Genomic DNA, 17,494 nt, shown 5'->3' on the forward strand with positions numbered 1-17,494 from the left:
GGTAGTACCAGCGTAGAAACTGCAGGCTATCCTGCTCGTACATCGCCCGTGTCGCCATTTCTTGTGGGGTGTAGTTTCGGCTGCCGATCGTCCAAAACCCGTCTTCACCTCGAAAGGTGGGAATACCACTTTCAGCACTAACGCCGGCGCCGGTAATGTATAGCGTGGCCATGAAGCTACCTATCAGATGCGTAGGAGCTTAGTTTCTCGCAATCGTTGTGTGGAGTACCAGCGCCGGTACAAAGGCGGTAAGTCCAGCCGCATCAATGCGAACGATGCTACTAAATACAAAACATAGAGAGCGGTCATTCTTTTGTACCTTCAAAGAAGCTGCGTGTGGCGTCGTTGGCCGGGTAAAAAGCTTCAATGCGCAGTTCATCTGTGGTGATGTCCTGGGGCGTGCCGAAGGTCGACATTACGGTAAACAGAGATAGCTGCAGCCCGTCTATATCGAGCTCGAGCGGCATCACCGGAAGTAGCGGCTCGGGCGCTGGCGGGTTATCGGGCAATTCGCCCGCACCTCGAATGAGTGCTTCGACATGCGCGATGGTGGACGTTTCCCCCGAAGCGAGTGCTTCACTGCGCAAACGATTTACGAACATCGGCAGGGCAGTCTCCCAGTTGGTGATGTATCGCCGCAGTCCATGGGGTGCGAGCGTGGCTTCAGCCAAATTAAACGCTTCTTTAGTTTCGGCTTGCCCCGAATTCGTGTCGACCAGGCTAAACATGAGATCTGCCGCCGCATTCGCCATCATCCGGTCCCACTTGCGATTAACTACGACAGCCGGGAATGGCATGTGATGCTCAAGAATAGCTGTCAACGCCTCACCCACAGGAGCCATATGCGGCTCTTCAAGGCGGGACTCCAGATACTGCGGCGCAAAACCTGCGGCATTGAGCAGCGTATTACGCTCTCTAAGAGGGACCTCCATCGCGTCTGCAAGCTTGAGCACCATTTCTCGGCTGGGCTGACTACGACCTGTTTCGAGCCAGCTCAGGTGGCGTTGGGAAATGGCTGCGGTCTCTGCCAGATGCAGCTGTGAAAGATGTCGCCGTTGCCGCCATTGCTTGCACAGATTGGGGAAGGTGCTTGGTGAGGTGTTCATGCACTACTCCGTTAGTCACTGGAGCAACTGTAAATGGAAGCGCTCGCAGCTTTCTTAGATTTCCAGTGTGCCGCGACGGTATGGATTATTTCAATAACCTCTGAGGTTATTGAGTCGCCCCGGCCTACGACTCAAGCTACACGCTCCAGCTGACAAAGTTTTTGCTTTTCCAACGGAGAACTCACTATGAACCAACGCAATCTTGCCTTGATCATTCTTATCCCTTTTGCCCTCCTGACCACTTGGTCGCTAATGAATGGCGGAATTGCTGGGATCTTTGCCACGCATAAAACTCCCGGTGGTTTGCAGGTTTTTGTCGATCTCGTGATCGCCTTGTTGTTGCTGCTTACTTTTTTAGTGCCCCATGCCCGGAGCCGTGGACGAAACCCCTGGATTTGGGTAGTTCTTACCCTCGTCCTTGGGTCATTCGGTCCACTTCTTTATCTCGCCACGGACAGACTTGTAAACGAGTAAACAGTGTCCAGTTTATGCCGCCCATCTGCTGAGACCGCTGCGGCGTATAAAAAGCTCTACCGCAACTTGGAAAATTACTTCATGAGTGATTTAGGAGCTGTGCCGGCAGCGCCCAGTAAGAGCTTATTGTTTCTAGAAGCCCGCGCCGCCGTCGATTTTGCGACGATGCTACGTCCCTTGATCAGAGGGGAGAGCCGATCTGTCGCGCAGCAGACAGATAGCCTCACGGTAGTGGTTCCTGGCTTTGGTTCAGGAGATGCTTACACCTTGCCTTTGCGTCGTTTCCTGAAACAAAACGGCGTGCGTTCCGAGGGTTGGGGCTTAGGAACAAACCTGGGCGGCAGTAACTTACCCCATACGCAGGAGGATTTATCGTCCCGCTGGGATTTTGAGCATCTAGAGGAATACCGTGGTGAAGTCGCCGTGCCTTTTTTGATTGATCGACTTTACGACGCTGTTATGGCTCGTCACACCGCGACAGGTAAGAAAATCTCTTTGGTCGGGTGGAGTCTCGGTGGCTTTTTGGCTCGAGAGGTTGCCCGCGAACTGCCGGACGTCGTGGACAAAGTGGTGACGATGGGGTCTCCCTTAATTGGAGGGCCCAAATACACCGCTGCCGCTCCGGTTTTTCGGCGTCGTGGCACCGATCTCGATTGGATAGAAGCGGAAATAGCGCGCCGTGAAGAAACCGTCCCTCCCATTAGCCAGCCCATTACCGCAATCATTAGTAAGACAGACGGCATCGTGGATTGGAATGCTGTTTATGATCACAAAAGCCCCAAGGTAAGACATATCGAGGTGGATGCATCGCACCTGGGTATGGGGTTTAACACAAAGATTTGGTCCTACGTGCTGGGCGCGCTTCTGAGCCGCGATCAGGAAAACACTGCCTAGTTACACCGTTCAGCGGGTTTTTCTGCGACCTGACCCACAAATTCTTTTCTTCACAGTAGTCACAACGGGAAGTGCTTCGCTAGGGTGCGAGTACTAGTTTGATTTGTATGGCGTTTTTTCGAAAACACCATAGTTGTGATTGGAGATTCTGTGAAATATACAGTGATAGATGCGCCTTTTACTGCGCGCCGCGATCAACCTTTTAGTAAGCAAGAGCAGGCGACAGTGTCTGCAATTTGCAGTCGCGTTGTACGGGTTCTGGGTCTTCAGGATCGCGATGGCTTGCAACGAGATCTGGCGATTGTTCAGGCAAACTGTCCCATCGATCTCGATGCGTTGGCTGCTGCTTCCGAGAAGGTCTTCATGGACGAGCTGCTGTCTATTGTGGATTCTGCAGATCGAACAACAGGATCTTTGAGAGGTAATTTCAGTTCGCGCTTTATGCTGGACGCACCGGGACTTACACTCGTCTGAAGTATTGAAGGCGAACAACTGATGAGCGAACTACTCACGTACACTGGGGGCTGCCATTGCGGAGAAGTGCGCTTTTCTGTGCAAGCACCAAAGGCGGTTGAGCTAGAGCGATGCAATTGCTCCATTTGTAGCAAAGGCGGTTATCTACACCTCATCGTGCCCGCATCGCGTTTTAGCCTGCTTAAAGGTGAGGAACGCTTAAGTTGCTATACCTTTAATTCTGGCGTCGCCAAGCATTACTTTTGCAATCACTGTGGCATTAAGCCGTATTACATCCCCCGCTCCAATCCTGATGGAGTAGACGTGAATGTGAACTGTCTCGACAAAAAGCCAGAGCAGGTGACGATAGTCGAGTTTGATGGGGATGACTGGGAAGCCAATGCCCACAAGCTTGCGCACAAGTCCAAAGAGTAGATATCCGAAAATCAATAGTAAAAAGCGCTGACATGCAGCGCTTAAACGACCTTGCTAAGGCATTAAAAGCCCGCGGTCTTTTCTACTTATTTGCGGCTTTGTAGGCTCGCAGGGCAACATTGAATGCTTCTGCTACTTCTTCTTCAGCTGATACGGCCGCATTGTATGCGTCGATAGACTTTGCATAGTCTGCACGTGCCAAAGCTTGTGCATCACCGTCTTGTAAGTTCTTCGCATCGGCCTCTGCTGTGGCAGATTTGGCCTCCAGACATTGCATGTACTCCATGTTGCTTGCCTGAAATGCCTTAACCGCCTTCTGACCCGCAAGCATTGCTTCCATAGACGCTGCCGAGCCATCCAAAGCTTCGGGCTGGGTGGGTTGTTGGCACATGTCTTGTGCTAATGCTGCTGTTGAGGTCGCTAATGTACCGCCAAGACAAATACTCAATGCGGCAACACGGAGCACCGGAAACCGAAGGCGGTTAGATTCGATAGTTTTTCTATTCATCATGTTTTACCTGTGGTGGTCAGTTTTTCCCTACCCACAATCTGGGGAGTTGATATTGTCTCTCCAGAGCTGTTGCAACCCGCTCGGCAGAGTCTTGATCTGCGAGTCCAATCACCCGCACGCGATACAAAGTTTTACCTGCAGCGGTTGCTGTTTGTACCACTACACTGCCGCTTTCCACGGTCAGTTTGTTTGCCCAACGCTCAGCAATACCTCGGTCGGCATAGGAGCCAAAATTGACAAACCAAGGACCTTTGGCTGCCACGGCATTGCCCGAAGGTGCTGAACGACTTGCTTCACTCTTCTTTGCGGCGGCTTTTTCCGCGGCCAGTCGAGCTGCGCGATCGGCTGCCGCTTTTGCTGCGGCGGCCTCCTGGGCAAGTTTTTCGGCAGCCGCACTGGCTTTGGCAGCTTCCAGGGCTTCTAGTTCCTCCAATCGCTGCGACAATGCGTCGTTCTCTGCAGTTAATGCTTCTAACTCTGTACTGAGCGATTCATTCTGCAGTTGGATCTGCCGCTGCCGCTCCCGTTCGGTTTCAGCCTCTTCGGGGCTGACGGTGGTGGCAAGCTTGGCTTGAAGATCTCGAATTTCCGCCTGCATCTCGCCGCGCTGTTGCATAACACCAAAACCGCCGACGGCAAGCAAAAGAAGCGCTACCGCAACTACGGCGAGCATTCCCAAGGGAAGGGAGCGATCCTCTTTTTCCTCTGCATCTCCTGAGGCGGGTATTGCCGACACGGGGTCTTCCTTATCATCTGCTTGCGTCGTTGTTGCGTCGAAAGTTGCGTCGAAAGTTGTGTCGACAGCTGTATCGAAAGGCGCCGCCTTTTCTACAATACTTTCCGCCATCGTTGCACCTACTGCGATAGACGCATCGAAATTGTCTTCGAAGGCATCTACCACGGGAAGCTCTTCTTCCTCGGGTGGGTCGAGGTCGTTCAAAAAGTCATCGACAAACTCTTCTTCAAAATCTTCCTGATCTTCAGAAAAGGCTTCTTTCTGCTCAGAAAATAATTCCTCGATGTAATCCTCGTCGTCACCGATCTCCGGGACCTCAGGTTCAAGGGGTTCTTCGTCGTAGAAGGGGGCTTCTTCGGGTTCAGGCGTTTCGTTTAAGGACGGCTCCTCAGGAACATTGGGCTCTTCATCCGCCGGAACCGGATCGGGGACTCCGTAGTCTTCTACTCCGCTCAGGCCGTCTTTAAAGCCCTCTTCCGGGGGTAAGTCATCTCCATCAGACACATCGGGTGCATTGCTGCTGGCAAGGTCTTCCGTCGCCCCTTCAAACAACATGTCGTCATTAGCATCGCTGCTTACAGGCTCAGCAGAATTGCTTGGGAAGGCTTCGTCTGATTGTGTTTCGAGGGGCTCAGGTAGGTCGCTACTCAGGGGAGTTTGAGCGATAGCTTCAGGCACTTCAGCCTGGAACTCCGCGGACTCTTTTTGCTGACGGACCTCTGGCAGTTCTTCCAGAGGTACATCCGGTGAGGGCCAGTCCGCAAGGGGGTCATCGAGCTCACTCGCAAACGCCGCGTAACCAGGGTCCGCACTTTCTGAGTCTTCAGTTGAATCTGGCAGATCGTTGCCATAGTCACGGTCAACAAACGGAGAACTGTTGTCGTCATCTCGATCAACGAACATGCTCGGATAATCGTCTTGTTGATCATCAGAGTCCCCAGTGCGACGCGGACTGTCATCTCCAGCCGAGTTTCCGATTTCCCGATCTTCGTCTTCTTCTGCCATTACTTTTAGCTACTGGCTATGGGTCGCTACGGATATTATCAGAGCGAAAGCTGTCACGCTCGTGATTGCCGTTTTCCGTGAGTGCTGCCGGCGATGCGGTTAGAATGTGTCTATGGATGTGAGCGATATTTTGACCGGTTTAAACGACGCACAGCGAGATGCTGTGGCGGCGGAGAGTGGCAATATGCTGGTGTTGGCTGGCGCCGGGTCTGGCAAGACTCGAGTGTTGGTGCATCGGATTGCCTGGTTGATTCGTGCTGAGGGATTGTCGCCGCATGCTGTGTTGGCTGTGACCTTTACCAACAAAGCAGCGCGGGAGATGCGGGGGCGCATAGAACAAATGCTGCAGATCCCCACTCATAGTATGTGGGTGGGCACTTTCCATGGCCTGGCGCACCGCTTACTAAAAACCCATTGGAAGGAAGCGCGACTTCCGCAGAATTTTCAGATTCTTGATAGCGACGATCAGTTACGGCTAGTAAAACGAGTTTGCCGGGAGTTACAGCTTGATGAGTCTCGTTGGCCCCCTAAGCAGGCCCAGTGGTACATCAATGCTCAAAAAGATGAGGGGCTCCGTGCTGCGCACATCGAGCCGCCTTTGGGTGATCTTTATATCAAGACCATGCTGCGTGTTTACGCGGCTTACGAAGAAGCCTGCGAACGGGGAGGTATGGTCGACTTCGCGGAGCTACTGCTGCGCGCCCATGAGCTATGGCTCCAGGCGCCGGAAGTACTCGCGCACTATCAAGGTCGATTTCGCCAGATACTCGTAGACGAGTTTCAGGACACCAACACCATCCAGTATGCGTGGCTACGGGTATTGGCCGGCGATAAGATTTCAGTCGTCGCTGTGGGTGATGATGATCAGTCTATTTATGGCTGGCGCGGCGCAAAAATTGAAAACATTCAGCGATTCGGCGAGGACTTTGGTGGCACCAAGGTGGTTCGCTTGGAGCAGAACTATCGATCTACCCAAACGATTCTGCAGGCCGCCAACGGGGTTATCTCCAATAATAGTGGTCGCCTCGGTAAGGAACTTTGGAGCTCTGGAGAAACCGGTGAGCCTTTACAGCTCTATGCAGGTTTCAACGAACAAGACGAGGCCCGATTCATCGTCGAACAGATAGAAAACTGGGTGAGTAATGGTCAGGCGCGACGCTCCGTGGCTATTTTGTATCGCTCCAATGCTCAATCTCGGGTATTGGAAGAGGCGCTCCTTCGTAGTGGTTTGCCCTATCGCATTTACGGCGGTCAGCGGTTCTATGAGCGCCTGGAGATTCGAAACGCCATGGCATACCTCCGCCTGTTGGTAAGCCGAGGTGACGATGCTGCCTTTGAGCGGGTGATCAACACGCCGCCCCGGGGTATTGGCAGTAAGACTTTGGATGTACTGCGTGCCACTGCTCGAGAGCAACAGTGTTCATTGTGGCAGGCAATACACAGTTGCCAGGAGCATAAGTTGTTGCCGGCCCGAGCTTTGACCGCCATGGATGGTTTCAGGGTCCTGGTAGATGAGCTGGATACACTGACAGATCCCATGACCTTAGAAGAGCTTGTCGATCAGATGGTACGTCGATCGGGTCTGATTGCTTACCACGAGAAAGAGAAGGGCGAGAAAGGCCTGGCGCGTGTCGAGAACCTTGAGGAACTCGTGAGCGCAGCGCGGACTTTTGTTCCCGAAGGTGAAGAGCTGTCCCCGCTGCAGCAGTTTGTCGACAGCGCGGCATTGGACGCCGGTGAAGGTCAGGCAGATCCCCATGAAGATTCGGTGCAGCTAATGACTCTGCACTCGGCGAAAGGTCTTGAGTTTCCGCTGGTGATTTTGGCGGGTATGGAGGAAAACCTCTTTCCCCATCGTATGTCCATTGAAGAACCCGGGCGATTAGAAGAGGAACGACGACTCTGCTACGTGGGAATTACCCGGGCTATGGAGCGATTGATCATGACTTACGCCGAAAGTCGCCGTCTGCACGGTAGCGATAGCTACAACCCCCCTTCGCGCTTTGTACGGGAGATCCCATCAGAACTTGTGAACGAGGTGCGACTGCAAACCAAGATCAGTAGACCGGTGAGTCAACTGTCAGGAAGCACTCCAGCGGCTGATACGGGCCTCAATTTGGGTCAGCGGGTATACCACCAGATGTTCGGTGAAGGGGTTGTACTGAATTTCGAGGGCCGGGGCAGCAACGCCCGCGTCGAAGTTAACTTTGCTTCAGAGGGGACTAAGTGGCTGGTGGTGCAGTATGCGAAACTGCAGGCGCTGTAGGAGCCGGGCTCCGAAGGCAATACAACAATAAAAGGCCAAAGCACGGGCCTGAGGTAAGAGCCACATGAGTAAGTCATCGGGTATTAACAAAGAAGCTTTGGCGGTGCTGTTGCTAGCAGCAGCGCTCGTCTTACTTCTGGCTTTGTGGGCCTTTGAGCGCGTTGCAGATGATCGCGCGGCGGGCCCGGGTAACGCTGGTGAGCTGGGTCAGGGTGGAGATACCATCGAGTGGAAGTTGGTGACCACATGGCCCAAGAACCTGCCCGGTCTGGGACACACCCCCGAAGTCTTTGCCCAAATGGTTCGGGAAATGAGCGCGGGGCGTATGGATGTTCGCGTTTATGGTGCGGGTGAAATCGTACCGGCCTTTGAGGTGTTTGATGCGGTGTCTTCCGGTGTTGCTCAAATTGGCCACGGGGCTAGTTATTACTGGAAGGGAAAAATCCCCTCTTCTGTGTTCTTTACCGCTGTACCTTTTGGTATGACCGCGCAGGAAATGAACGGCTGGCTGCATTACGGCGGCGGTATGGAGTTGTGGCAGGAGATCTATGCTCCCGCGGGATTAGTGCCGTTCGCCGGTGGCAGCAGTGGCGTGCAAATGGCCGGTTGGTTTAACCGAGAGATCAACTCGCTCGAAGACCTCAAAGGTTTGCGCATGCGTATCCCGGGCTTGGCGGGAGAAGTATTCAGTGCAGCAGGAGGTGAAGCAGTACGTATTCCCGGAGGCGAGGTGTATACCGCTTTACAGACCGGTGTCATCGATGCGGTCGAGTGGGTTGGACCCTACAACGACTTGGCCCTGGGGCTTCACGAAATAGCCGAGTACTACTATTACCCGGGATGGCATGAGCCCGGCTCCATGCTGGAGTTTATTGTTAATGAAGACGCGTTAAAGGGCCTGCCCGAAGATTTACAAGCTATCGTTCGTTATGCCGCCCGAGCGTCCAATCAGGATATGCTCGACGAGTTCACCGCGCGGAACAATCGGGCGCTTCGGGAAATGATCGAGGTTCATGACGTTAAACTGCGGCGTTTACCCGATGATGTGCTTGCGGCGCTGTATCGTGGCGGCGAAGAAGCTATGGCTAGAATGATTGCCGATGATCCTTTGGCTGCAAAGGTGAACGCGTCGTTTCAGTCGTTTATGAAAGACGTACGTGCGTATCACGAAATATCAGAGCAGTCTTATATCAATGTCCGCAGAGACGTTATGGGGCCATTAATAAACGAGTAAGTGCCAGCCCTGTGTTGTCCTCACCCCCAAGACCAGCGCACCGCATTTTTTAATTTGCAGCAAGAGCGGCTTCTTAAGCGTTGATTCGAGCAAGGGCGCCTTTTGTATCGCAGTAATCCCCAACAGGGAATTGAAAGAAGCCCTGCTTTCCACGGAACATAACCCGGTCCGCACGCACTTGCGATATCCACAGCCGTTGATTTACGGGCTCACTGTTAAACACGCACTCGCTGAAGACGGCGACATTTTTCTCCGGCCCCCGGGCTGACTGAAACAAGAGCATCTGCGCGTTTGCATCGCGAGCTTGTTGCCCAATACGGTGAGTTAGTGCGTAGCTCGTTACGGACACCAGTTCATCAGTTAAGGAGGTGTAGCTTGGCGCGCAAAGGTTCACAGAGCGGTCCGTTGCCAGGTCCACGCTGAACATGGTGTGCTCACAACCCAGCGGATTGGGAGGTGGTATCGCCATGTCGAAGAACAGTTTAAAACGGTAGTACCCGCACTCTCTCAAGCAAGTTTCTACGCCTGTCGAGCCATAGAAAATCCAGCGGTCATGGGGGGACCCAAAACGACTCCCATAGTCCAGTGGGGGATATCGGAACGGCGTGCCAAGAAGATAGTTGATGCTGTTGCTGAGGGATCCAGGTTTATTGCCCTCAAGCATCTCTTCAAGCATCTGTTGCTCTAAAAGGTCGTCTGTAATGCGCGTTGTCGCCGAATCCTCCTGTCGTTCGACGATGCGCTCTACAGGGCCATGAAAAGGGTCGAAGGTAATCTCAGGGAGTGTGGTCACCCTTTTCCGCGCATGGCGTCAAGGTAGCCGCATACTGCAACAATGCCTTGGATGTTGTGAAGTTGTTCAAACGGTACACCGCGCGTTCCCAGGTTTTCGGTGCGGAGAAAGTGGCGCATGTTGTCTGTGTCGCCACCCATCAGCGCAAACAATGAGCGGTAGATACGAATGAACATCAGAGCAAGTTCGCCGGCCTTGCTATCAGGATCCACACCTTTGCGATCAATGCTCGTTCTGTTACGCCCAATAATCGCACCGATATCGGACCTACTAACTCCTAGCTCTGCTGCCGCTGCTAAGAGACTGCGGGCTAGAACAGCGGATCTTTCTGGTTCTGGTAGTGTTTCCATAAGCACATTTTATGCAAATGCACAAATTAGTCAAATTTTGTGCAAACGCACAGCACTAGCGTCCGTGCTTTTACGATCCGTTACGTTCTTAGAATTGCGACACCCATTTTGAAGAACTGTAGCTGTCGTTTGGAAAATTATGTATGTGTGATGGTTCGGGTGCGTCGCTGATCATCAATAGCAACAAAGACAAACTCACCTTCTGTTACCTTGATGGGATCTCCATCGTGCGGCGAGTTAATCCAAACCTCGACCATGATGCGAATCGATGAGCGCCCGATCTCAATAACATCACAAAAGCAGGATACGACCGCCCCTACGTGAACCGGTGTAATAAACGCCATACCATCGATGGCCACTGTCGCCACCCTGCCCTTCGCGACTTCTTCGGCGGTGATTGCGCCGGCAAGGTCCATTTGCGAGAGGAGCCATCCGCCAAAAATATCTCCGGAGGCGTTGGTATCCTTCGGCATCGCGATGGTTTGTATGGCGAGTTCGCCCTGGGGTAATGGTGTGGAGTCTATGTCGCTCATGATCTGCTGGTTCTGTCGTTAAGGTGAAGGGTTGAGATGAAGTTCAGTGTACTTGCAGCAGTTTAGCCGCCAGCCGTGGGCAAGGTATAGCGTTTAAAGCTGCGCGGGCAACCACGTGGCGAGCTGCGGCCAGACCCAAAGTGCCGCCAGGACCAGCAGCTGAATGCAAATAAAGGGTATTACACCTCGATAGATGGCAGATGTGGGCACCGAATCGGGCGCCACGCCCCGCAGGTAAAACAACGCAAAGCCAAAGGGCGGCGTCAGGAAAGAGGTTTGCAAGTTGATTGCAATCATGATGCCCAGCCATATGGGATCAACGCCCATGAGCAGCAAGATAGGGCCAACAATCGGAACTACAACGAAGGTGATTTCGATGAAATCCAGTACGAAGCCAAGAGCGAAGATAACGAGCATCACCAATAAGGTCGCTGAGAAAACGCCTCCCGGCAGGTCGGCAAAGAAAGCCTGAATCAGTTCTTCTCCACCGAAACCTCTAAACACGAGCGAGAACACCGCCGCGCCAATCAAGATCATGAAGACCATGGCGGTAGTTTCTAAAGTACTGGTAACAATCTCTTGCAGCTTCGTTTGATTCACCTCGCCGCGCAATGCTGCGAGTAACAATGCTCCGGTCGCGCCGACCCCGGCGGCTTCTGTGGGTGTAGCCGCGCCCGCGAGTATGGAGCCCAGCACAACGGCAATGAGAATCAGCGGGGGTATCAGGCCATGGAGTAGCTTTCCCCAGGACATTGTTCGGGTTTTAACCGGTGGAACGCTTCCCGGGCGAAGCACTGCCATCCCAAGAATGTAAAGACAGTAAAGACCCACCAAAAGCAGACCCGGAATAATTGCGCCGACAAACAAATCCCCTACCGACACCGTTTGAGGATTAAAGACGTCCAGTTTTAACTGTGCTTGTTGGTATGAGCTGGAGAGAATGTCGCCAAGTAGTACGAGAGCAATCGACGGTGGGATTATCTGACCAAGGGTGCCCGTGGCGCAGATCGTGCCCGTTGCGATGCTGGGACCGTAGCCCGCCCGCAACATCGTAGGTAGTGACAGGAGGCCCATAGTCACCACCGTTGCGCCGACAATGCCTGTACTTGCAGCCAAAAGCATTCCCACCAGAACGACGGAAATAGCTAATCCGCCGGGCAGGCGACCCAATAAAGCGGACATACTCTCCAGCAGCTCTTCAGCCACCTTCGATTTTTCGAGAATCACGCCCATCATCACAAACAGTGGGACCGCGATGAGCGTGACGTTGCTGATGGTACCGAATAGCCGTCCGGGGAGAGCCTCCAGGAAGGCGGGATCAAAGCCCCCGGCGATGGTGCCCACGGCGGCAAACAGCAGCGCGGTACCTGCCAGGGTAAACGCTACCGGATACCCAAGCATTAACAGCCCGCAGACTGCGGCGAACATCCACAGTGCTATAGATCCGTCCATCAGCGATTCTCGCGAAGAATAAGGATCTGTGCGTTTCGCAAAATGTCTACGAAGCCTGCCAGAGCAAGGTTTATGGCCATAAGCGGTAAGAGTGTTTTAAGCAGGTACAGGTAGGGGATCCCTCCGGGCTCCGGCGAGCTTTCACGGATTGCCCAAGAGTCGGCGACATAACCCCAGCTAATAACAAAAATCATCACGCAAAGAGGGAGAAGGAAAACAATGCCTCCCAAAGCATTCACCCAGGCCTTACCTCGATCGCTAAAGCCACGATAAAAGATATCGACACGCACATGACTGCCGGACTTTAGCGCATAGGCGACACCCAGCATGAACAGGCTGCCATGAAGGTAAGTTACGGTCTCCTGCATAGCAATGGAGCCCGTAGAAAACCCATAACGCAGGATGACGACAGCGGCGGTAAGTAATGCCATGGCCAACGCGCACCAGGCAAGCAGCCGTCCGGACAGCAGGGTGAAACGGTCAACCGCCTGTATAAAAGACGCCCAATTAAGCACCCATTTACTGCCTTTCTTAATGCCGGAGGGCGAGGGTATCATAGCCCAGCGCGTTCACTCTTCTTTACGCAAGACCTTGAGAACCCAGCTAAAACGCGAACTAAGAAACACCCTGACAAGCAGTAAGGACTACGACAATGCTCAGCGTTATTTCACCCGCTAAAACTCTGGATTACGAGTCGCCAGTTACCACTCGCAAAGCGACGCAGCCGGAGTTTCTTGAACGTTCCGAGGCACTTGTTGAAGATGCGCGGCAGTTGGACCCTATGGATATCCGGTCTCTGATGGGCGTATCCGAGAACATCGCGACGCTCAATCATCAGCGCTTTATGGATTGGCATCGCCCCTTTGATAAGACGAATGCCCGACAAGCCATTCTGGCGTTCAAAGGTGACGTTTACACCGGACTCGAAGCCGAGACAATGAATGCAGCTCAGTTGGCCTACGCGCAGAAGCACTTGCGTATTCTCTCAGGCCTTTATGGGGTCCTGCGTCCTCTCGATCTTATGCAGGCCTACCGACTCGAAATGGGGCTGCGTTTTTCTAATAGCGGTGGCAAGAATCTTTATGACTTTTGGGGTGACGCGCTGACTGTCAGCCTGAACAAGCAGCTGAAGAAGACCGATACTGCGGTTCTTCTAAACCTTGCCTCCAACGAGTACTTCAAAGCGGTCAAACCCGGCGCTCTGGATGGAGAAGTCATCACGCCGGTGTTCAAAGATCTCAAAAATGGTAAATACAAAATCATTAGTTTCTTTGCCAAAAAAGCGCGGGGACAAATGGCGCGTTACATCGTTGATAAAGAAGTGAACGATGTGGCATCGCTAAAGAAGTTTCGCGTAGGCGGTTATCGCTACAACGCGGCGGAGTCTTCTGCCCGCGAGCTGGTGTTCACTCGCGATAAAGCGCCCACTGTCTAAAAGCGCCATAGCCAAAGCCCCCAGCAACTCTCCTAAACGTCAAATAGGTATTCCCGAATGAGCGTACAAACACCGACTCACCAGGTGGTTATTATTGGCGCGGGGATGTCTGGCTTATGTATGGGCATAAAGCTTCGCGAGCGCGGCATCACGGACTTTGTGATCCTGGAGAAGTCCCCTCAGGTTGGAGGCACCTGGTATGACAACACCTATCCAGGTGCCTGTTGCGACGTAGCATCGGTTCTGTATAGCTATTCTTTCGCTCCCAATCCTGATTGGTCCCACAAGTTCTCGCCGCACAATGAAATCAGAGCTTATTTCCAGCGCTGCGCTGAAGAGTTTGGTCTGCTTTCGCACCTTCGCTTGAGTACCGAGGTAGATCAGGCTCAGTGGCAGGAAGACTTGGGGCTTTGGGAGGTAAATCTTGCTAATGGCGAAAAGCTGCTGACCAGGAGTTTGGTCAGTGGTTTGGGTCAGCTCAACGTACCCAATATTCCCGATTTTGCCGGCCAGGACAGTTTTGCGGGACACAGCTTTCACTCCGCGCGCTGGGACCATGACTATGATTTGAAGGGTAAGCGAGTGGCGGTGATTGGGAACGCGGCGAGTGCCTTGCAGTTTATTCCCCACATAGCGAAGCAGGTAGCGCAACTTCATGTGTACCAGCGCAGCGCAAACTATGTGATCAAACGCGATGATCGAGCTTACAGGGAATGGGAGAAGTGGGTTTTTCGTAACGTGCCACTGGCTCAAAAAGCGGTTCGCGCAATGGTCTATCTGCGTGGAGAGTGGCTTTTCTATCCGGTATTGCGCAACAGTTCTACCTGGCTTCTTAAGCACTGGGAGAAGTGGTGCAAGGACTATCGCGAAGAAGAAGTGAAGGATCAGGAGCTGCGGGACAAGCTCACGCCGGATTACCGTTTGGGCTGTAAACGCATTCTTATCTCGGATGATTTTTTTGGCGCTTTCGTTAGAGACAACGTAGAGCTGGTTACCTCACCCATTACCGGTATGGACGAAGAGGGAGTGCGAGCAGAGGACGGGACGGACCGTCCCGTGGACGCGATAATCTATGCGACGGGGTTTAATACCTCACAAATGCACAGCGCCGTTGAGTTTAAGGGCGTGAACGGCTTGTCTTTGCAGGATGCCTGGCGCGATGGTGCGGAGGCCTATCGCGGCGTATGCACTCACGGCTTTCCGAACTTCTTTATGCTCTATGGGCCCAACACCAATCTGGGCAGTAATTCGATCATTTTCATGGTGGAGCGTCAGGTCGACTACGTCGTTGATTGCATAGACAAGTTGCTCAGCCATGAGCTCCGCGCCATAGATGTTAACGAGAACGTTCAGATGGCCTATAGCGAGCGCATGCAGGGCGAACTTGCACAGACTGTATGGGTGGCGAGTTGTGAGAGCTGGTATAAAAATGCGGCGGGCAAAGTGACCAACAACTGGCCCCGTTCCACCCTCGCCTATCGATGGCACATGCGAAGCCCTGACTTTGCCGATTTCGATATGCGCGTTTAACAATGTCGGATCTGCCGTTTTCCCAGGCCGCTGAAAACAACCGCGAACCTATCCTTCATGAGCTGCAGCGATTACTGGGCGATGCACAGTCAGTGCTGGAAATCGGCTCTGGTACAGGTCAGCACGCCAGCGCCTTCGCAGCGGCCATGCCACATTTGCGTTGGCAGCCCAGCGAACACCCACAGTCTCTGGCGACACTTCGGCCCCGTTGCGAGCGGGTATCGCTGGACAACCTTCTGCCGCCGGTCACGGTGGATATTTGCGAAACCCCCTGGCCTGAACCTTGGCCGGATGCGATTTACACTGCGAATACATTGCATATTGTGTCGGAGCCTTTGGTCGAGGCGTTTTTTGTCGCTTGTAACGCTCAGGGCACAGCTGGTTCCTTGTTGCTGGTTTATGGTCCGTTCAATTACGGCGGTGAATTCACATCGGAGTCCAATGCGAGCTTTGACCTTTGGTTAAAAGATCGAGATCCCAACAGTGGTATTCGTGACTTTGAATGGGTGGACTCTCTCGCAAGCACAGCTGGTTATCGACTTCTGGAAGATGTTTCGATGCCAGCCAACAATCGTCTAGTAGTATGGAAGATGGAAAGCGCATAGCTAGCCATTAAGCTGCAATGTGTCCTCCTAAACTAGTGCTGGGAAGGAATTGATAATGAGCATACTAAGAACCTTTTTCTTGTCACTGAGCTTGCTCGTTTTGGGCAATGGAGCGGTATTTGCAGACGCGGCCGACCCTTTGCCGTCGTGGAATGACTCCCCGTCCAAGCACTCGATCGTGGACTTTGTAGAGCGCGTTACTCGCAGCGGCTCTTCTGATTTTGTACCCGTGGCGGAGCGTATCGCGACCTTTGATAACGACGGCAACCTTTGGGCAGAGCAGCCGATGTATTTTCAGCTCTTCTTTGCTATTGATCGAGTCAAAGCCTTGGCAGAAGAGCGCCCCGAGTGGAAAACCGAAGAGCCCTTTGCGTCTCTTCTTGCCGGCGATCTGGAATCGGTCCTTTCCGGCGGCCTGGAATCGGTTCTGAAGATTGTCATGGCGAGTCATGCGGGAATGACCACCGAAGAGTTCGAGGTGATCGTGAGCGAGTGGTTAGAGACAGCGCGACATCCTGTCACTGAGCGCCCATACACGGAAATGGTGTACCAACCCATGCTCGAGCTTTTGGACTATCTGCGCGCCAATGACTTCAAAACCTTTATTGTGTCGGGGGGCGGTATTGAATTTATGCGTCCCTGGACTGAGCGAGTGTACGGCATACCTCCGGAGCAGGTTGTGGGTAGCAGCATCAAGACTGAGTTCGAGATCGAGAATGGTAGACCTGTTCTGAGACGTTTGGCTGAAATCGACTTCGTCGATGACAAAGAAGGTAAGCCCGTGGGGATCCATTCGCATATCGGTCGCCGGCCAATTTTTGCTTCAGGCAATTCCGATGGCGACCTTCAAATGTTGCAATACACGGCGGCGGGTGACGGCCCGCGAATGATGCTCTACCTCCACCACACCGATGCAGAGCGAGAGTGGGCCTATGATCGGGAATCAAGTATCGGGAAGCTTGATAAGGGTCTGGATGTGGCTGGGGAAAAAGGCTGGACTGTTATAGATATGGCCCAGGACTGGAACACCGTTTTCCCGGCAGAAGTTAAGTAAGAGTCTCGTTATCCGGGGTCTCTTTGAAGGGGAGAAGGCCCATGGCGTCTTTGCGATACCCTTCTACATGCACTTGCTCTTCCCGCGTGAAGTTACCCACGGCATCATCTAGCTCGGCTTGCGCCACCCAGTGACAGGAGAGTGTTGTCGTGGGTTCAAACCCCCGCTGAATTTTATGCTCGCCCTGAGCGCCAGGATCAAAGCGCTTTAGCCCATGACGGATGCAGTAGTCGATGCCTTGGTAGTAGCAGGTCTCGAAGTGCAGACAGTCGTACTCGCGACTACACCCCCAATAGCGTCCGTACAGAGTTTCGCCATCGCAAAAATACAGTGCACCTGCCACCGGGGAGCCATCTTTTTCGGCGAGGGCCATAAGCACCTGCTCGCCCATGTTCGCTGCCACGTCCAGGAAAAACTCGCGCGTGAGATAGCCGCCGTGGCCACTGCGCTTGGCGTAGGTCATTTGATAAAAGGTGTAAAACTGCTGCCAGTGCTGGTCTTCTATTTCGCCGCCGGTTCGTGTTTCCAGCCGCAGCCCTTGTTCAATGACGCGCTTGCGTTCCCGCCGGAGGTTTTTGCGCTTGCGGCTGCTGAACGTACTCAAAAATTCATCGAAAGTTTTATAGCC

General features: G+C 53.3%; 20 protein-coding genes. 10 read left to right on the top strand and 10 right to left on the bottom strand.

Annotated elements, in window-relative coordinates:
* A partial coding sequence (locus AB8B76_RS09900) for a Sir2 family NAD-dependent protein deacetylase (RefSeq protein WP_405272145.1) occupies nucleotides 1–172 on the bottom strand: 172 nt, incomplete at its 3' end.
* Nucleotides 173–305: 133 nt separating this feature from the next.
* A complete protein-coding gene (locus AB8B76_RS09905) occupies nucleotides 306–1,106 on the bottom strand; it encodes a helix-turn-helix domain-containing protein (protein WP_405272111.1) in 801 nt (266 codons plus the stop codon).
* Nucleotides 1,107–1,292: 186 nt separating this feature from the next.
* Here AB8B76_RS09905 and AB8B76_RS09910 point away from each other — a divergent pair, with 186 nt between their 5' ends.
* The 4 genes from AB8B76_RS09910 to AB8B76_RS09925 all read left to right on the top strand — a co-directional run bounded on the left by AB8B76_RS09910 (nucleotide 1,293) and on the right by AB8B76_RS09925 (nucleotide 3,362).
* Nucleotides 1,293–1,580 (top strand): hypothetical protein, encoded by a 288-nt coding sequence (locus AB8B76_RS09910; protein ID WP_405272112.1) that lies wholly within the window; start codon nucleotides 1,293–1,295, stop codon nucleotides 1,578–1,580.
* Nucleotides 1,581–1,661: 81 nt separating this feature from the next.
* On the top strand, nucleotides 1,662–2,474 hold the full coding sequence (locus AB8B76_RS09915; protein ID WP_405272114.1) for an alpha/beta fold hydrolase: 813 nt from the start codon (nucleotides 1,662–1,664) through the stop codon (nucleotides 2,472–2,474).
* Nucleotides 2,475–2,624: 150 nt separating this feature from the next.
* Nucleotides 2,625–2,948, top strand: a complete 324-nt coding sequence (locus AB8B76_RS09920) for a hypothetical protein (RefSeq protein ID WP_405272116.1) — start codon at nucleotides 2,625–2,627, stop codon at nucleotides 2,946–2,948.
* Nucleotides 2,949–2,969: 21 nt separating this feature from the next.
* On the top strand, nucleotides 2,970–3,362 hold the full coding sequence (locus AB8B76_RS09925) for a GFA family protein (protein ID WP_405272117.1): 393 nt from the start codon (nucleotides 2,970–2,972) through the stop codon (nucleotides 3,360–3,362).
* Between the two features lie 82 nt (nucleotides 3,363–3,444).
* Here AB8B76_RS09925 and AB8B76_RS09930 read toward each other — a convergent pair whose 3' ends face one another.
* Both AB8B76_RS09930 and AB8B76_RS09935 read right to left on the bottom strand, forming a co-directional pair.
* Entirely contained in the window at nucleotides 3,445–3,870 is a 426-nt protein-coding gene (locus tag AB8B76_RS09930) for a hypothetical protein (protein ID WP_405272119.1), read from the bottom strand.
* 19 nt (nucleotides 3,871–3,889) lie between these two features.
* On the bottom strand, nucleotides 3,890–5,614 hold the full coding sequence (locus AB8B76_RS09935) for an SPOR domain-containing protein (RefSeq protein ID WP_405272121.1): 1,725 nt from the start codon (nucleotides 5,612–5,614) through the stop codon (nucleotides 3,890–3,892).
* Between the two features lie 112 nt (nucleotides 5,615–5,726).
* Between AB8B76_RS09935 and uvrD the strand changes: the two genes are divergently transcribed.
* Both uvrD and AB8B76_RS09945 read left to right on the top strand, forming a co-directional pair.
* The gene (gene uvrD, locus AB8B76_RS09940) at nucleotides 5,727–7,880 is read left to right on the top strand and encodes a DNA helicase II (protein ID WP_405272122.1); all 2,154 of its coding nucleotides are present in this window, start codon (nucleotides 5,727–5,729) and stop codon (nucleotides 7,878–7,880) included.
* A gap of 64 nt (nucleotides 7,881–7,944) precedes the next feature.
* Nucleotides 7,945–9,114, top strand: coding sequence for a TRAP transporter substrate-binding protein (locus tag AB8B76_RS09945; RefSeq protein WP_405272124.1), 1,170 nt, complete (start codon nucleotides 7,945–7,947; stop codon nucleotides 9,112–9,114).
* 73 nt (nucleotides 9,115–9,187) lie between these two features.
* Here AB8B76_RS09945 and AB8B76_RS09950 read toward each other — a convergent pair whose 3' ends face one another.
* The 5 genes from AB8B76_RS09950 to AB8B76_RS09970 all read right to left on the bottom strand — a co-directional run bounded on the left by AB8B76_RS09950 (nucleotide 9,188) and on the right by AB8B76_RS09970 (nucleotide 12,799).
* The gene (locus AB8B76_RS09950; protein WP_405272127.1) at nucleotides 9,188–9,907 is read right to left on the bottom strand and encodes an RES family NAD+ phosphorylase; all 720 of its coding nucleotides are present in this window, start codon (nucleotides 9,905–9,907) and stop codon (nucleotides 9,188–9,190) included.
* Nucleotides 9,904–10,257, bottom strand: a complete 354-nt coding sequence (locus tag AB8B76_RS09955) for an MbcA/ParS/Xre antitoxin family protein (RefSeq protein ID WP_405272129.1) — start codon at nucleotides 10,255–10,257, stop codon at nucleotides 9,904–9,906. The genes AB8B76_RS09950 and AB8B76_RS09955 overlap by 4 nt, the downstream gene beginning before the upstream one ends.
* A gap of 137 nt (nucleotides 10,258–10,394) precedes the next feature.
* Nucleotides 10,395–10,790, bottom strand: a complete 396-nt coding sequence (locus AB8B76_RS09960; protein ID WP_405272131.1) for an acyl-CoA thioesterase — start codon at nucleotides 10,788–10,790, stop codon at nucleotides 10,395–10,397.
* Between the two features lie 93 nt (nucleotides 10,791–10,883).
* Entirely contained in the window at nucleotides 10,884–12,242 is a 1,359-nt protein-coding gene (locus tag AB8B76_RS09965) for a TRAP transporter large permease subunit (RefSeq protein ID WP_405272132.1), read from the bottom strand.
* Entirely contained in the window at nucleotides 12,242–12,799 is a 558-nt protein-coding gene (locus AB8B76_RS09970) for a TRAP transporter small permease subunit (RefSeq protein WP_405272134.1), read from the bottom strand. The genes AB8B76_RS09965 and AB8B76_RS09970 overlap by 1 nt, the downstream gene beginning before the upstream one ends.
* 95 nt (nucleotides 12,800–12,894) lie before the next feature.
* Here AB8B76_RS09970 and yaaA point away from each other — a divergent pair, with 95 nt between their 5' ends.
* Genes yaaA through AB8B76_RS09990 form a run of 4 tightly spaced genes read left to right on the top strand, consistent with a single transcriptional unit; the run spans nucleotide 12,895 to nucleotide 16,866 of the window.
* The gene (gene yaaA, locus AB8B76_RS09975; RefSeq protein WP_405272135.1) at nucleotides 12,895–13,677 is read left to right on the top strand and encodes a peroxide stress protein YaaA; all 783 of its coding nucleotides are present in this window, start codon (nucleotides 12,895–12,897) and stop codon (nucleotides 13,675–13,677) included.
* Nucleotides 13,678–13,734: 57 nt separating this feature from the next.
* Nucleotides 13,735–15,207 (top strand): flavin-containing monooxygenase, encoded by a 1,473-nt coding sequence (locus AB8B76_RS09980; protein WP_405272138.1) that lies wholly within the window; start codon nucleotides 13,735–13,737, stop codon nucleotides 15,205–15,207.
* 2 nt (nucleotides 15,208–15,209) lie between these two features.
* Nucleotides 15,210–15,812 carry a DUF938 domain-containing protein gene (locus AB8B76_RS09985; protein WP_405272139.1) on the top strand — a complete coding sequence of 201 codons (603 nt, stop codon included), beginning with the start codon at nucleotides 15,210–15,212 and terminating at the stop codon, nucleotides 15,810–15,812.
* Nucleotides 15,813–15,867: 55 nt separating this feature from the next.
* A complete protein-coding gene (locus AB8B76_RS09990; RefSeq protein WP_405272141.1) occupies nucleotides 15,868–16,866 on the top strand; it encodes an HAD family hydrolase in 999 nt (332 codons plus the stop codon).
* Here AB8B76_RS09990 and AB8B76_RS09995 read toward each other — a convergent pair.
* The coding region (locus AB8B76_RS09995) for a GNAT family N-acetyltransferase (protein ID WP_405272143.1) at nucleotides 16,859–17,494 on the bottom strand (636 nt) is incomplete at its 5' end. The two genes, AB8B76_RS09990 and AB8B76_RS09995, sit on opposite strands and share 8 nt — an antisense overlap.

The sequence above is a fragment of the Congregibacter sp. genome, from assembly GCF_045107095.1.
Lineage (GTDB): Bacteria > Pseudomonadota > Gammaproteobacteria > Pseudomonadales > Halieaceae > Congregibacter.

Excerpts from the sequence above, each read along its gene's own strand:
- AB8B76_RS09905 (WP_405272111.1), bottom strand. The coding sequence starts at position 1,106 with ATGAACACCTCACCAAGCACCTTCCCCAATCTGTGCAAGCAATGGCGG.
- AB8B76_RS09910 (WP_405272112.1), top strand. The coding sequence starts at position 1,293 with ATGAACCAACGCAATCTTGCCTTGATCATTCTTATCCCTTTTGCCCTC.
- AB8B76_RS09915 (WP_405272114.1), top strand. The coding sequence starts at position 1,662 with ATGAGTGATTTAGGAGCTGTGCCGGCAGCGCCCAGTAAGAGCTTATTG.
- AB8B76_RS09925 (WP_405272117.1), top strand. The coding sequence starts at position 2,970 with ATGAGCGAACTACTCACGTACACTGGGGGCTGCCATTGCGGAGAAGTG.
- AB8B76_RS09930 (WP_405272119.1), bottom strand. The coding sequence starts at position 3,870 with ATGAATAGAAAAACTATCGAATCTAACCGCCTTCGGTTTCCGGTGCTC.
- AB8B76_RS09935 (WP_405272121.1), bottom strand. The coding sequence starts at position 5,614 with ATGGCAGAAGAAGACGAAGATCGGGAAATCGGAAACTCGGCTGGAGAT.
- uvrD (WP_405272122.1), top strand. The coding sequence starts at position 5,727 with ATGGATGTGAGCGATATTTTGACCGGTTTAAACGACGCACAGCGAGAT.
- AB8B76_RS09945 (WP_405272124.1), top strand. The coding sequence starts at position 7,945 with ATGAGTAAGTCATCGGGTATTAACAAAGAAGCTTTGGCGGTGCTGTTG.
- AB8B76_RS09955 (WP_405272129.1), bottom strand. The coding sequence starts at position 10,257 with ATGGAAACACTACCAGAACCAGAAAGATCCGCTGTTCTAGCCCGCAGT.
- AB8B76_RS09960 (WP_405272131.1), bottom strand. The coding sequence starts at position 10,790 with ATGAGCGACATAGACTCCACACCATTACCCCAGGGCGAACTCGCCATA.
- AB8B76_RS09965 (WP_405272132.1), bottom strand. The coding sequence starts at position 12,242 with ATGGACGGATCTATAGCACTGTGGATGTTCGCCGCAGTCTGCGGGCTG.
- AB8B76_RS09970 (WP_405272134.1), bottom strand. The coding sequence starts at position 12,799 with ATGATACCCTCGCCCTCCGGCATTAAGAAAGGCAGTAAATGGGTGCTT.
- yaaA (WP_405272135.1), top strand. The coding sequence starts at position 12,895 with ATGCTCAGCGTTATTTCACCCGCTAAAACTCTGGATTACGAGTCGCCA.
- AB8B76_RS09980 (WP_405272138.1), top strand. The coding sequence starts at position 13,735 with ATGAGCGTACAAACACCGACTCACCAGGTGGTTATTATTGGCGCGGGG.
- AB8B76_RS09985 (WP_405272139.1), top strand. The coding sequence starts at position 15,210 with ATGTCGGATCTGCCGTTTTCCCAGGCCGCTGAAAACAACCGCGAACCT.
- AB8B76_RS09990 (WP_405272141.1), top strand. The coding sequence starts at position 15,868 with ATGAGCATACTAAGAACCTTTTTCTTGTCACTGAGCTTGCTCGTTTTG.